Source organism: Acinetobacter sp. 1294596 (assembly GCF_000582925.1).
Lineage (GTDB): Bacteria > Pseudomonadota > Gammaproteobacteria > Pseudomonadales > Moraxellaceae > Acinetobacter > Acinetobacter radioresistens.
On sequence record NZ_JFCC01000001.1, the window covers coordinates 137,517 to 151,895 of the forward strand.

A 14,379-nucleotide genomic window follows, 5' to 3' on the forward strand; every position below is an offset into this window, starting at 1 on the left:
TAAATCAAGCTAAAGTCATAGCTTCCTGCTGACAGGCAATAAAATGAAGTAAACGTTCTGCCAGTTCAAAACTGCCATGCTTGAACAGTGCACGTATACCCTGCTGTTCTGCTTCAAAAATCAGACACTCTATTTGAAACACTCCCTGATCATCTTCAAGGTGAAGTGCCAGATCACGTGGATATTGCTGTATCAGGTTTAATTGCTGCGGGTCAGGAATTTTTAAATACACACCAAAAAAGCTGATGTCAGAAATATTCACTTGAAATTCTACAGACAGGTAACGGTGTGACAGTTGTGAAAGTTGACCGTACATAGAGATACGTCTTTCTCCACGGCGCTCCATCGTCAGGATTTCTTCACGAGTCATGGGAATAATGCCTTCGAGTCCTTCCAGCGCTTCGGCATTTAGGAAGGCTGAAAAGAGACGCATAGTTTCTTTACGCCGCTGTAACTGTGGAACATGGTCAGCATTGGCAATCAGGGCAAACTCCATATCCGGACATTGCAAGGCAAAATATGCGTTTTCATGAGGTAGTGTAAAACTGTCATATTGTCCAGCTGCAACAAGTGTTTTACAGGCAGGAGCAGGAACATGCTGTAATCTGAGTAATCGACTGCAATTAATCGCATAACGCTCACGTTCAGTAGACTGAAACTCAGCCATTTGCCGAAAAAACAATCGTTTGGCAGTAGGTGACATACGGGTCTTATCTAACTTGGCATGATTAACCAGATACAGAATCACTGCCTGACCGAACTCTTCCATCCGGTCTTCCTGCATAAGTTTGAGTGATTCTTCTAAAATCATGCGCCAGCTTTTCCGGGTTTTTTGCATTACGCCCATCAGAATCATACGCTCTACCAGTTCAGGTCGCTGCTCAGCAAAATAAGCCGCTACTACAGACCCAAGGGACATACCCATAACTGATACTTTTTCCAGTCCTTCAATGTCGAGCCATCGACCAAGCATAGCCGCCAGGTCTGGCAATTCCAGACTTCCGGCAGACACACCGCTGTCATGATTCATAATTTGCTGGTTAGCCCCCATAGAAGGCAAGTCAATCAGAATAATCGGACCACTGGCAAAAAGCTGTTCAACACAATACTTGTAGGAATTGAAATTCTGAAATGCTCCACCCACAATAACGATAGGAGTTTTATGCACTGTCGCAGGTTGGGCGATAGCCATATACTCAACTTTCCAGCCGTCAATCCAGGTCATGCGTGGAGGTTGTTTAAAAATGTCCTTATGGTAAAAATCAAAAAAATGACGGTGTTGCTTCCCTTCGGCATCCATGTCCAGTTGGATAATGGAATTCATACTCCCTCCTCAACGCTTGCTTTATTTTTTATTGTGCAAGTCGGTTTTTAAAACCAAGGTATTCCTCTACCTTTTATAGACGTTTTGTTTTCTATAATTTTTTATTCATTTTATAGAATGCATTTCATAGTATACAAATGCTTTATTTTTGGGCAACTGCTTTCGTTACCGTTCATCTAGTTTTAGCGCTGAAAGTATTTCCAAAACTTTTTTATACTGCACTACATGACAGTTTTTTTTTGAGACAAGCCTTCATTGCGCAGGCGGAGACTGTTACTATCAAAGAAAATTCTGAGTGATCAAACCGCTATGCACAATTCGATTGAACAGTATATGCAAACGGTCGGACAACAGGCTCGTCAGGCTTCGCGTCTGCTGGCCAGTGCTTCTACCGATACTAAAAACAATGCCTTGTCCGCAATCTACACAGCGCTTGAGAACAGTGAAACACAAATTCTCACGGCTAACCAGATGGATATGACCAAAGGCCGTAACAATAATTTGGACAGTGCACTGCTCGATCGCTTGGAACTGACTCCCAGCCGTTTCAAAGGTATGCTGCAGGGTTTAAAGGATGTCATCGGTCTGGTAGATCCGATTGGTGAAATTACTGACATGTCCTATCGTCCCTCAGGCATCCAGCTCGGTAAAATGCGTGTGCCCTTAGGCGTAGTCGGTATGATTTATGAATCCCGTCCGAATGTTACCCTAGAGGCTGCCTCTCTTGCGCTTAAATCAGGCAACGCCATCATTTTACGTGGTGGCTCTGAAGCATTCGAATCGAATCAGGCGATTGCAGCGGCTATTCAACATGGTTTAAAAACTGCCGGACTGCCCGAACATGCGGTTCAGGTACTGGAAACCACCGACCGGGCTGCTGTAGGCCAACTGATTACCTTGACCGAATATGTCGATGTTATTGTTCCACGTGGTGGCAAAAGCCTGATTGAACGAATCACAGAAGAGGCACGTATTCCTGTGATCAAGCATTTAGACGGTAACTGCCATGTATTTGTAGAGGCACAGGCAGATTTGCATAAAGCCTTGCCAATTGCTTTAAATGCAAAGACTCATCGTTACGGCGTATGTAATGCCATGGAAACCCTGCTGGTCGATGAACAGATTGCTGATGACTTTCTACCCCATATTGCCGAGCTGTATCAGGAAAAGCAGGTTGAGCTACGTGGCTGTCCTGAAACCCGTCGTATTTTGGGTACTTCAGTCAAGGCCGCCACTGAAGAAGACTGGTACACTGAATATCTTGGGCCAATTCTGGCAGTAAAAGTCGTGAGTGGTATTGATGAAGCAATTGAGCACATCAATAAATATGGCTCGCATCATACTGATGCCATTATTACTGAAAACTTCTCTCTGGCACGTAAGTTTCTGGCCCTAGTAGACTCAAGTTCAGTGATGGTCAATGCATCGACCCGTTTTGCTGACGGCTTTGAATATGGTCTGGGTGCCGAGATCGGCATTTCAACTGATAAGATTCACGCCCGTGGTCCGGTGGGTCTCGAAGGGCTAACCTCACAAAAATGGATCGTTTTAGGTGATGGACAAATCCGTCATTAATTTCCTGTTTAATTAGGATTACCTGTATACAAATCCTGATGTTTAGCATCAAACTCTGGTGCTAAACAGCCCAAATACTCCAGAATTTCTCTTTTCAGTCTAATAATTATAAAAACAAGGAGATGGATATGTTCTTTTATTTAATGTTGAGTACTTTCATTTTAGCACTGCTGGTTTCCTTCATTGTGATGCGAATTTTTTCCAGCTCTATTAATACTATTTTAGCCCGTATCATTCATGATCCTATTTATACAGCTTGGGCCAAATATACAAAATTTGCCGGCATGGTCGTAGGTACCTCTTCCGGAGTTCGCATCTACGATATGGAAAAATATATTAATCCTGTCAACTACGGCCCCAAAGATGAACGTTTTATTATTGAACTGACGAATGAGCGCTGGTTTCTGGAAATTTACCGGACAATTATCGAAACTTTGCAAGGTTTAGCCTGGATGATGCTGGTATTTTTCATGGTGGCACTGATTGCCTATGTTCTGGTGAGATGGGCCGAGATGAAATATAAATCTCAGGGGCAAGAGTAATAAATAAAGAAATGAACTATAGATGAAATTTGCAACGATACTTTAGCTTTGCGTAAAACCGAATATGATTTTTTTATTCCTGTGCTACGCTATAACAATTAACTGATTAATATTAAATATTATTGAATAGACCATCCATAGTGCTTAAGTCTAATCGGCTAAAGTCTAGGTTGGACAGAAAAAATACACGTGTTAAAACATACTCATGATCTCTAGCCTGTACACTGGTTCAAGATCAGAGGGACAAGATTATTTCAATTAGAATTCGGGTATCCAACGTGTCTACATCAGTATTAGTCATCAATTGCGGTTCTTCATCTATTAAATATGCCTTAATCTCTGAGCAGGCAAAAGATCGTATCTATGGTTTGGCAGAAAATCTGGGCTCTGCTGATGCACGTATCAAAGGTGTTACCATTGGTGGACAACCACTTGAACTTTCGATCCCTCATGCTGATCACGAACAGGCACTAGAAACCATTTTAAGCCGCCTGTCACAATACAAACCGCAAGCAATTGGTCACCGGGTAGTTCACGGCGGCACACTAACCAAGGCCGAACTACTGACTGATACGATTGTAGAACGTATTCGTGAAGCAACTCCGCTCGCACCATTGCATAACCCGGCTCATCTGGTAGGTATCGATGCCACCATGCGCCTGTTTCCTGAGCTTCCTCAGGTTGCAGTTTTCGACACTGCTTTTCACCAGACAATGCCGGCGCATGCTTATCGCTATGCCGTACCAAAATTCCTATACACAGAACATAATGTCCGTCGCTATGGCTTCCATGGCACTAGTCATGCTTACGTTTCTGAGCGTGGTTCAGAACTGGCTGGAAACCTTAAACAAGGGGGCTGGCTAACTGCACATCTGGGTAACGGCAGTTCAACTTGCGCCATTTGGAATGGTCAGAGCGTAGATACATCAATGGGGCTTACCCCTCTTGAAGGTGTAGTAATGGGCACACGCAGTGGCGATGTTGATCCAAGTCTGCACAGCTTCTTAGCAGCCAACCTCGGCTGGGATGTCTACAAGATTGACCGCATGCTGAACAAGGAAAGTGGCCTGCTGGGCTTATCTGATCTTTCTAATGATATGCGAACTTTAATTGAAGCTTCTGAACAGGGCAATGAAGATGCCACGCTGGCAATTGAAGTATTCTGTTACCGTCTTGCCAAATCTCTTGCTGCCATCAGCTGTGGTCTGCCACGTATTGACGGACTGATCTTTACTGGGGGTATTGGGGAAAACTCAGCTTATATTCGTGAAAAGACGCTCTCCTATCTGCCACACTTTGGCTTCAACTTAAATAAAACCCAAAACAATGAATTAAAACGTGGTACTGAAGGTCGGATTGACCAAGGCCATGGCCCACAAATATGGGTGATTCCAACCGATGAAGAGGCACGTATCGCCCAAGAAACCCGTCAAGTAGCTGCACAGACGAGTTTACTATCAAAAAAGTCTGAACTTGCTGTAGAGCCTGCTTAATTGCGGGCTTTAACCTTCTGTGATTTATATTTTATTTAATTTTTTAAGGCTCCTATGAATACAATTCTACTGATTCCAACTGGAGAAGGTGTCGGTCTGACTTCAGCCTGCCTGGGAATGATCTATGCACTGGACTGTAATGGTATTAAGGCAGGATTTTTAAAACCTTTTTCTGAATCTTTTCAGGAAAATGATCAGAACCGTACCACTAGCCTGTTTGAACATTTATTCCAGACCAGTACGGTTGAACCGATTGCATATGAAAGAGTTAGCCAGCTGATCGCAATGGAAGAAATGGATGAACTGCTTGAAGAAGCAGTCAGCCTGCATCGCAGTGTTGCCGCCAAACATGATGTGATTATTGTAGAAGGCTTATTGCCAAATCATGAGGACCAATTTGCAGGTGAGTTAAATGCCGCCCTTGCACAAGCACTAGATGCCAAGGTAATCCTAGTCAGTACTGCAGACGTACAGAATCCGCGTAAAACTGCTGAAAAAATTGAAGCACATCTACGCCAGTTCGGTGGCGCTGCTTCAGAGCGTACAGCAGGTGTGCTGTTCATGCGAACTAAAGGCTTACCTGAAGAAGTTGCACAGATTCCGGTGACCATTGATCCTTCACTGCGTTTAAGTGCAGAAATTGCAACCTTCACGATCGAGCTGCAAAAATATAACCGTTATTTAGGGACTGCTGACTTACCGATTATTGGTCTGGTTCCATTTAGCAATACCCTGAGTGTTCCACGTACACTGGACATTGCCCGTCTGATTCAGGGCGAATGGATTCATCAGGGAGAAGCACGGCAGCGTCGTGTATTACATAGCAGCCTGATTACCTCAAGTATTGAATATGAGCTGAACAAATTTGTTGCCGGTGAACTGATTATCAGTGCTTCCGAACGTACCGATGTACTACTTGCCAGCAGTTTAGCTACCAGTCATGGTATACCGCTAGCAGGCCTAGTACTAACCGAGCGTCAGGCACCCAATGCCCAGATTCTAAATTTCTGCCAGAATGCTATCAAACAGGGACTACCCATTTTACATACGCAGCTGACTACTCTGGAAACAGCACAGCGTCTGGCAAATCTGAGTAATGAAATACCAGTTGACGATACAGAACGTGCCGAGCAGGTTACCCGTTTTGTCTCTAGCCATATTGATCTGGACTGGCTGACCCAGCAAATCAATGGTAATGCAACTCCCCGCCTGTCCCCTTCAGCTTTCCGGCATGAACTGGTCCAGAAGTCGATTGCTGCGAAAAAGCGCATCGTTCTACCAGAGGGTGATGAACCTCGTACTATTCAGGCTGCAGCGATCTGCCAGTCTCGCGGAATTGCTCACTGTATTTTGCTAGCCAAACCAGAAGCAGTTTTAGAAATTGCCAAAGCCCGTAATATTGAATTACCAGACGATCTTGAAATCATTGATCCGGATACTATTCGTAGCCAGTACATTAGCAGTATGGTCGAGCTGCGAAAAGGCAAAATCAATGACATTCAGGCCAAAGAACAGTTACAGGATACTGTAGTGCTGGGCACCATGATGCTGGCACTGGATCAGGTTGACGGACTGGTTTCTGGGGCGGTACATACCACGGCTAATACAGTGCGACCGGCATTTCAGCTGATTAAAACAGCTCCAGAATATTCGCTGGTCTCTTCAGTATTCTTTATGCTGTTACCAGATGAAGTCTATGTATATGGGGATTGTGCTATTAATCCCGATCCAGATGCCCAGCAGCTTGCTGAGATTGCCATCCAGTCCGCAGATTCAGCCAGGGCCTTTGGTATTGACCCGCGTATTGCCATGATCAGTTACTCAACCGGAACCTCAGGTACCGGTGCCGATGTTGATAAAGTTCGTGAAGCAACAGAGATTGCCCGTCAACGTCGCCCTGATCTGTTGATTGATGGTCCTTTGCAGTATGACGCTGCGTCTGTTGAAAGCGTGGGCCGCCAGAAAGCACCTGAGTCACCTGTAGCAGGGCGCGCCAATGTCTTTATCTTCCCAGACCTCAATACTGGCAACACAACTTACAAGGCTGTACAGCGTGCTGCAAATGTCGTAAGTGTTGGCCCAATGCTGCAAGGACTGAACAAGCCGGTAAATGACCTGTCACGCGGCGCTTTGGTTGATGATATTGTTTTTACGATTGCTTTGACTGCCATTCAGGCAGAACAACAGGCGACAGTATAAATTTTTAAATAAAACAGTCCCAGTATTTCAATTGGGGCTGTTTTATTTTGCTCTAAAAACACTTTCCTTTACATTAACTGGGCCAACCATATGGTATGTCGGGCGCAGTCAGGATCTTCAAACCGCATATTTACCACCCTAAAACCGAACGTCTCAAACAGATTCTTATATTCATCCGGGTCCAGACTTGCATGATATAAAACTTCACCCTGCATTTCCCCTAGAGCTGTGCCATGACTCGGGCCAGTGGTTAACATTAATGCCGTACCGGTTTTTGCATGTTTCTTAAAAATATGAAACATTGCTCTCTGGTCATTATGAGTCAAATGAAAAAAGCTGTCCCAAGCGATAATGCCATTAAAGCTTTGCTTCAAATCCAGTTGACGCATATCAGCTTCTAACCAGTTATGCTCAGGAAAACGGTTCCTAGCTATTTCGAGCATGGCAGCTGAACTATCTATACCTGTAATTTGACATTTTTTTGCAGAAAAATATTGAGCGGTTGGTATACCAGTACCGCAACCCAGGTCAAGAATAGATGATTGATCAGCAATCAGATTTAAAAACTGTTCAAGCCAGGCTTGTTCATAAAAATGCTGGGAGCGTACCTTATCCCATTCGATCGCATATTTTTTATAGATCGGAATAATATTATCTGCGTATTGTTGATCTGACATACCTGATGATAGTTTTAAAATTCAGGAAAAGAATAGCAGAATGCCAAGAGAGGTTACAGGCTAGAAGCAGATGAAGAAGAGAACAATCTAGAAAAAAGATGAAGCTTAGGCTTGATCTTCTAACTGACCATAGAACCAGGTTGCAGCAATAAATATCATAAATGCAATAACCATGAGAATGCTAGATACTGTCATTGTTGATGACTCTATGTAGTGGATACCGGCATTATGCGAAAGTTTTATGACAACTTTATGACAATTTTCTTAAAACTTATATTACTAAAATAACTTTATATAAATCAAATAATAATGACTAAAAAACCTTGATTTTCAGGTATGCAACTATTACCGAAGTGTCATATCACAGAAAACGCATTTAAAAGACCTGCCAAGAATTCATTTTATGCCATCCTGCGCTACCTTTCTTTTTACTATTAAACTTTCGCCCAAAACCTTGCCGGAAATACCCACAGCGGATGCTTTTTGTCTTATAATTTTGGCCGCTAGCTAACAGCCCGCTCAAGAGACATTTGATATGACAACTATTATCAAGCAAGACGACTTGATCACTTCGGTCAAGGATGCGCTTCAGTTCATTTCGTACTACCACCCGCAAGACTTTATTCAGGCAATGAGCCGTGCGTATGACCGTGAAGAAAACCAGGCTGCTAAAGATGCAATTGCACAGATCCTGATCAACTCACGCATGTGTGCTGAAGGTCATCGCCCAATCTGTCAGGATACAGGTATTGTCAACGTATTTCTTGAAGTGGGTCTGGATGTTAAATTCGATTTAACCATGAGCCTGGACGATGCCATTAATGAAGGTGTACGTCAGGGTTATTTGGAAAATACTAATGTTTTACGTGCTTCAGTTCTGGCTGATCCGGCATTTGGTCGCAAAAACACCAAAGATAATACCCCGGCAGTGATTCACTATAAACTCGTTCCAGGTAATAAAGTAGATATTACGGTTGCAGCAAAAGGCGGTGGTTCAGAGAACAAATCTAAACTGGCAATGCTCAATCCATCTGACTCAATCGTGGATTGGGTTTTAAAAACTGTCCCAACTATGGGTGCAGGTTGGTGTCCTCCTGGAATGCTCGGAATTGGTATCGGTGGTACTGCTGAAAAAGCCATGATGCTTGCTAAAGAAGCTCTCATGGAAGAAATCAATATGGATGAGCTGCTACGTCGTGGCCCACAAAGCAAGATGGAAGAGCTGCGTATTGAAATCTTCGAAAAAGTTAATGCCTTAGGTATTGGTGCACAAGGTCTGGGCGGTTTGACTACAGTACTGGATATCAAGATCAAGGATTATCCTTGCCACGCTGCTGGCAAGCCAGTAGGCATGATTCCAAACTGCGCCGCGACCCGCCATGCACACTTTACACTAGATGGTTCAGGTGTAGCGCATATTCAAGCGCCGAGCCTTGAAGACTATCCTGCTGTAACTTGGGATTCTTCAACTTCTAAACGTGTTGATCTCGACCACATTACTCAAGAAGAGATGAATTCCTGGAAACCGGGCGATACCCTACTTCTTAATGGTACAATTTATACTGGCCGTGATGCTGCCCATAAACGCATGGTTGATATGCTGAATAACGGCGAAGAACTTCCTGTTGATTTAAAAGGTAAGTTTATTTACTACGTTGGTCCGGTAGATCCTGTAGGCGATGAAGTGGTCGGTCCTGCCGGTCCGACAACAGCAACACGTATGGATAAATTCACCCGACAAGTGCTAGAAGCGACTGGTCTTTACGGTATGATCGGTAAAGCAGACCGTGGTCCTGCTGCGGTTGAAGCGATTAAGGATAATAAAGCGACCTACCTGATGGCAGTCGGTGGCGCTGCATATCTGGTTTCTAAAGCTATTCGTGAAGCAGAAGTGGTGGCTTTTGAAGACTTAGGGATGGAGGCAATCTATAAATTTGTGGTAAAAGATATGCCTGTATCTGTAGCAGTCGATGTAAACGGCACTTCAGTGCATGCAACCGCACCTAAAATCTGGCAAGCCAAAATTGGTAAAATCCCGGTGGTAGATGCTGCCGCGGTTTAAACTAATATAAATTAAAAAAGCATCCAATCATGGATGCTTTTTTATTTCTTTAATTAAAATATTTTCTCTAATCTTGTGCCTTTATTTGCTTAGTTAGACATTAAGAAAAAAGAACTAATTTTACCAAGTTAAAGGATTCCAGAGTTTAAAACGCTTCTTTAAAGCCAGCTCTTCACCTTCTTCATAATTTTGTTTGACAATTTTACGCTTGGGTTCAGTTAATTTACCCTGTGCATCAGTAAAAGCAGCGAAGTTAAGTCCGGGACTTTTAAGCTGGGTAGTGCGAATTTCACGGAGTCCCTGTTTGACAGGCATTTGTATTAATGGTCCTGCGCGCAATAAACCAAGATTATGGTCAGGTGAGCCCCGAAATTTCTCTTCTTCATACTTCAGAAAATACTGCTGACCAGCACTCACTTTAAAGTCAGCCACCACAGGCTTCTGAAAATGTATTACGCCTAAGGGCCGGCTAATAGTCAAGCGGTAATGACCCTCGGCCAGTTCCAGCCAATAATAATGATTACTGATCAGACTGGGAATACGCTCACCATTCAGAAAAAAATTAGGTGCTACCACTTCCTGCCGGTTCCAGCGGCTATCCGGACGGTACAGATATACTACTGCAGCTTGCGGATGTTGGGGCTTAACTCGCTGAAAAAGCTGACCCGGTTTCTGGTTTACCCAGGAACCGACTGAAAACATTCCAACCCGGTGCTGCTCTAACATAGAAGGCGACTGACTCAGATCTATATTTTTTAACGTAGAGACCAAAGCCGGAGTTGGAGGCGAAACAGGTTGAGTATGACATCCCCATAGCATTCCGCTACCAAGTATTGTCAGCAATAAATAACGCATGATTATCCCTTACCATGTTTTTCTTATTTTAAATTTTTGTCATGTTGCATCAACATTCTATTGAGCTTAACACCCGCATGTAAATTTGAAAATAAAAAAACGTGCCCAGCGGATTACACTCGGCACGTTTCAGATGAACAGCCAATCAGATTCAGGCAGATTTGGTATTCACAACCTTCAGCTCAGATTTAGGGACTGCCCCTTCTTCGCCTTCTTGACGCGGCAAACGCTCAGAACGATATTCTGGCTCAGCACCATCATTGATTACTGCCTCATTGATGACCACTGTCCCGACATCGTTACGGCTTGGCAGGGCATACATGGTTTCGAGCAGGACATTTTCCAAAATAGAGCGTAGACCACGTGCTCCGGTATTACGTTCTAGTGCCTTTTTAGCAACAGCACGTAGGGCAGAATCTTCAAATACCAGATCCACATCTTCCATATTGAAAAGATACTGGTATTGACGGGTCAATGCATTTTTAGGTTCTATCAGAATCTGCATCAGTGCATCTTCATCCAGCTCTTCAAGTGTCGCAATCACTGGCAGACGACCAATAAATTCTGGAATCAAGCCAAATTTAACCAGATCAGCCGGTTCTACCTGACGGAACAGCTCGGCAAGCTTTTTAGTTTCATCTTTGCTTTTTACTTCTGCAGTAAAGCCGATTCCACCTTTTTCCTGACGATGCTGTACAATTTTTTCCAATCCGGAGAAAGCGCCGCCACAGATAAACAGGACATTTGAGGTATCTACCTGGATAAATTCCTGCTGTGGATGCTTGCGTCCACCTTGAGGTGGAATAGAAGCCACTGTACCTTCAATCATTTTCAGTAAAGCCTGCTGGACACCTTCACCAGAAACATCACGGGTGATCGATGGATTTTCAGACTTACGGGTAATCTTATCAATCTCATCGATATAGATAATACCCTTCTGTGCTTTCTCGATATCGTAATCAGCTTTTTGCAAAAGCTTCTGTACAATATTCTCGACATCTTCACCCACATAACCAGCTTCAGTTAAAGTGGTGGCATCTGCCATAGCAAATGGTACATCCAGAAGACGGGCAAGAGTTTGTGCAAGCAGGGTTTTACCTGAACCTGTCGGTCCGATCAGCAAAATATTACTTTTGGCAATTTCAACCTTATCTTCTGTTTTCTGTCCATTCTGGCTGACTTTCAGACGCTTGTAATGGTTGTAGACAGCTACAGACAATGTTTTTTTAGCAATATCTTGACCAATCACATATTGGTCAAGCGCAGCACGAATCTCGTGCGGTTTTGGCAAAGGACGGCTTGCCCAGTCACCAGTTTCGACTTGCTGGCTGGTTTGTACAAGGTCCAAGCATACGTCCACACATTCATTACAAATATAAGCGTCCTCGCCTGCAATCAGTTTCCCGACTTCAGACTGCGTTTTACCGCAAAATGAACAATGCTTTTGTCCTTGAGGATGTTCGGACATATTTACTCCAATACTTGAATCTTAAAAATTAAGGGCGCTTGCTGAGAACTTCATCAACCAGGCCATATTCTTTGGCAGCTTGAGCTGTCATAAAGTTATCGCGGTCAGTGTCACGTGCAATACGTTCATAGTCCTGACCACTGTGTTCAGCCATCAGACGGTTCAGGCGTTCTTTAATAAACAGTATTTCACGTGCATGGATCTCAATGTCTGAAGCCTGACCACGGAAACCGCCCAAAGGCTGGTGTATCATGACACGGGCATTTTCCAGACAGAAACGCTTACCTTTGGCACCGGCATTTAATAAAAATGCCCCCATTGAAGCCGCCTGTCCCATACAATAGGTCACTACATCTGGTTTAATAAACTGCATGGTATCGTAAATTGCCATACCTGCAGTGACTGATCCCCCTGGTGAATTGATGTAGAGATGAATATCCTTGTCAGGATTTTCTGCCTCTAAAAACAACATTTGTGCCACAATCAGATTGGCCATGTTATCTTCAACTTCACCAGTTAAAAAAATTACACGCTCACGCAGAAGCCGTGAAAAAATATCAAAAGAACGTTCACCACGAGATGATTGCTCAACCACCACCGGAACTAAAGCATTTTCAATACTTGGGACATACATAGGGCTATTTATTCCTAAAATTCTTATGACTCAGCTCATAGCCACAATATGAGGGATAATTTGCAAAAATGCAAAATTTTCCCTAGTGAATATTGAATAAAAAACGGGGAAATATCGTGTATATAAACTAATTTAACAAATTTACGACGTGTATAAAAAAAGGCGCATTAAGCGCCTTTTTCTGTATCAGTCAGATTTAAGCACGACGAGCTTGCTGTTCTTTTAGCAAATCTTCATAGCTCACTTCTGTATCTGAAACCTGAGCTGCAGCAAGAATATAGTCAACAACCTGGTCTTCAAGCACAACAGCCTCGATTTGAGCACGTTGCTGTTTATCATTTTTGAAGTACTCAATAACTTCAGTTGGGTCTTCATAAGAAGAAGCCATATCTTCGATATAAGCCTCTACACGAGCCGGATCAACTTCAAGTTTAGCATCAGCCAAAACCTTGCTTACCAGTACACCAAGTTTTACTGATTTTTCTGCCTGTTCTTTAAACAGTTCATCAGGAAGCATGCTCTTGTCAAAAGTTTGCGCGTTTGCACCACCAAACTGCTGGGTAAACTGCTGGATCATCTGTTGACGTTGGCGGTCGATTTCCTGAGCAACCATGGCACTTGGAACTTCAACTTCATTTGCTTCAACCAGTGCATCAAATGCAGCCTGTTTTACCTGGTTACGAAGACCGTTACGAACTTCACGTTCCATATTTTTACGAACGTCAGCTTTTAACTTGTCAATTCCTTCTTCTTCAGAAACACCAAAGGTTTGCAGGAATTCAGCATCCAGTTCAGGAAGTTTTGCTTTCTCAACCTGCTTTACAGTAATTTTAAATTGTGCCGCTTTACCTGCCAGATTTTCAGCCTGATAGTCTTCAGGGAAAGTAACATCAATCACTTTCTCTTCGCCTTTCTTCATGCCAATGATGCCATCTTCAAAGCCAGGAATCATACGGCCTGAGCCTAAGACCAGTTTAAAGTCAGTTGCAGAACCGCCTTCAAATTTTTCACCATCGATTGTTCCTTCGAAGTCAAAAGTGACCTGCATGTCTTTTTTCGCCATACCTTTGGTCTCAACCCAGGTTTGACGCTGTTTTTGCAGGTTTTCAATCATCTGGTCAACATCTTTATCTTGAATTTCAGATGTTTTACGCTCAACAGTAAGAGTATCTAGAGCTTTAACTTCTACTTCAGGATAAACTTCTACAGTGGCTTCATATACCAGCGCATCATCTTTATTTTCAACTTTATCAATATTTGGCATGCCAACAGCATTGATTTTTTCTTGTTGAATCGCTTCAAATACAGTGTCACGAATAATATCGTTCACCACTTCCTGATAAATACCAGCGCCATATTCACGGCGTACAACGTTTACAGGCACTTTGCCCTGGCGGAAGCCGTTGATCTTCACAGTTTTGGCAGTGCGTTTCAAGCGAGCTTCAAACTGCTCGTTAATACGGCTCGTCGGTACAGAAACATTTAAACGACGGGCAACGCCCGAAACCGCTTCAGAAGTTACTTGCATGGCTTCCTCGATATGTGTGTTA

At 43.4% G+C, this 14,379-nt stretch carries 11 protein-coding genes; 5 read left to right on the top strand and 6 right to left on the bottom strand.

Going from position 1 to position 14,379, the window contains the following annotated elements; all coding sequences use genetic code 11:
* Positions 1-4: 4 nt before the first annotated feature.
* Positions 5-1,324: an alpha/beta fold hydrolase gene (locus J502_RS00625; protein ID WP_005023373.1), complete on the bottom strand. Its 1,320-nt coding sequence runs from the start codon at positions 1,322-1,324 to the stop codon at positions 5-7.
* A 309-nt stretch (positions 1,325-1,633) separates the two neighbouring features.
* Here J502_RS00625 and J502_RS00630 point away from each other — a divergent pair, with 309 nt between their 5' ends.
* The 4 genes from J502_RS00630 to pta all read left to right on the top strand — a co-directional run bounded on the left by J502_RS00630 (position 1,634) and on the right by pta (position 7,133).
* Positions 1,634-2,899 carry a glutamate-5-semialdehyde dehydrogenase gene (locus J502_RS00630; protein ID WP_005405421.1) on the top strand — a complete coding sequence of 422 codons (1,266 nt, stop codon included), beginning with the start codon at positions 1,634-1,636 and terminating at the stop codon, positions 2,897-2,899.
* A gap of 128 nt (positions 2,900-3,027) precedes the next feature.
* Positions 3,028-3,441: a hypothetical protein gene (locus tag J502_RS00635; RefSeq protein WP_005023368.1), complete on the top strand. Its 414-nt coding sequence runs from the start codon at positions 3,028-3,030 to the stop codon at positions 3,439-3,441.
* A 278-nt stretch (positions 3,442-3,719) separates the two neighbouring features.
* Positions 3,720-4,934, top strand: a complete 1,215-nt coding sequence (locus J502_RS00640) for an acetate/propionate family kinase (RefSeq protein WP_005016542.1) — start codon at positions 3,720-3,722, stop codon at positions 4,932-4,934.
* A gap of 54 nt (positions 4,935-4,988) precedes the next feature.
* Positions 4,989-7,133 carry a phosphate acetyltransferase gene (gene pta, locus J502_RS00645; protein WP_005405832.1) on the top strand — a complete coding sequence of 715 codons (2,145 nt, stop codon included), beginning with the start codon at positions 4,989-4,991 and terminating at the stop codon, positions 7,131-7,133.
* A gap of 68 nt (positions 7,134-7,201) precedes the next feature.
* Here pta and J502_RS00650 read toward each other — a convergent pair whose 3' ends face one another.
* Complete coding sequence (locus J502_RS00650) at positions 7,202-7,810, bottom strand: class I SAM-dependent methyltransferase (RefSeq protein WP_005405924.1); 609 nt, start codon at positions 7,808-7,810, stop codon at positions 7,202-7,204.
* A 535-nt stretch (positions 7,811-8,345) separates the two neighbouring features.
* Here J502_RS00650 and J502_RS00655 point away from each other — a divergent pair.
* Complete coding sequence (locus J502_RS00655; RefSeq protein WP_005016550.1) at positions 8,346-9,872, top strand: fumarate hydratase; 1,527 nt, start codon at positions 8,346-8,348, stop codon at positions 9,870-9,872.
* Between the two features lie 120 nt (positions 9,873-9,992).
* On the opposite strand, the gene J502_RS00660 is transcribed toward J502_RS00655, so the two are convergent.
* From J502_RS00660 to tig, 4 genes are all read right to left on the bottom strand, one after another.
* Positions 9,993-10,727, bottom strand: a complete 735-nt coding sequence (locus J502_RS00660) for a DUF2846 domain-containing protein (RefSeq protein WP_005405667.1) — start codon at positions 10,725-10,727, stop codon at positions 9,993-9,995.
* Between the two features lie 151 nt (positions 10,728-10,878).
* Positions 10,879-12,195 (bottom strand): ATP-dependent protease ATP-binding subunit ClpX, encoded by a 1,317-nt coding sequence (gene clpX / locus J502_RS00665; protein ID WP_034682694.1) that lies wholly within the window; start codon positions 12,193-12,195, stop codon positions 10,879-10,881.
* 28 nt (positions 12,196-12,223) lie between these two features.
* The gene (gene clpP / locus J502_RS00670; RefSeq protein ID WP_005016556.1) at positions 12,224-12,829 is read right to left on the bottom strand and encodes an ATP-dependent Clp endopeptidase proteolytic subunit ClpP; all 606 of its coding nucleotides are present in this window, start codon (positions 12,827-12,829) and stop codon (positions 12,224-12,226) included.
* Between the two features lie 196 nt (positions 12,830-13,025).
* Positions 13,026-14,357 (bottom strand): trigger factor, encoded by a 1,332-nt coding sequence (gene tig, locus J502_RS00675; RefSeq protein ID WP_005023356.1) that lies wholly within the window; start codon positions 14,355-14,357, stop codon positions 13,026-13,028.
* Positions 14,358-14,379: the final 22 nt, after the last annotated feature.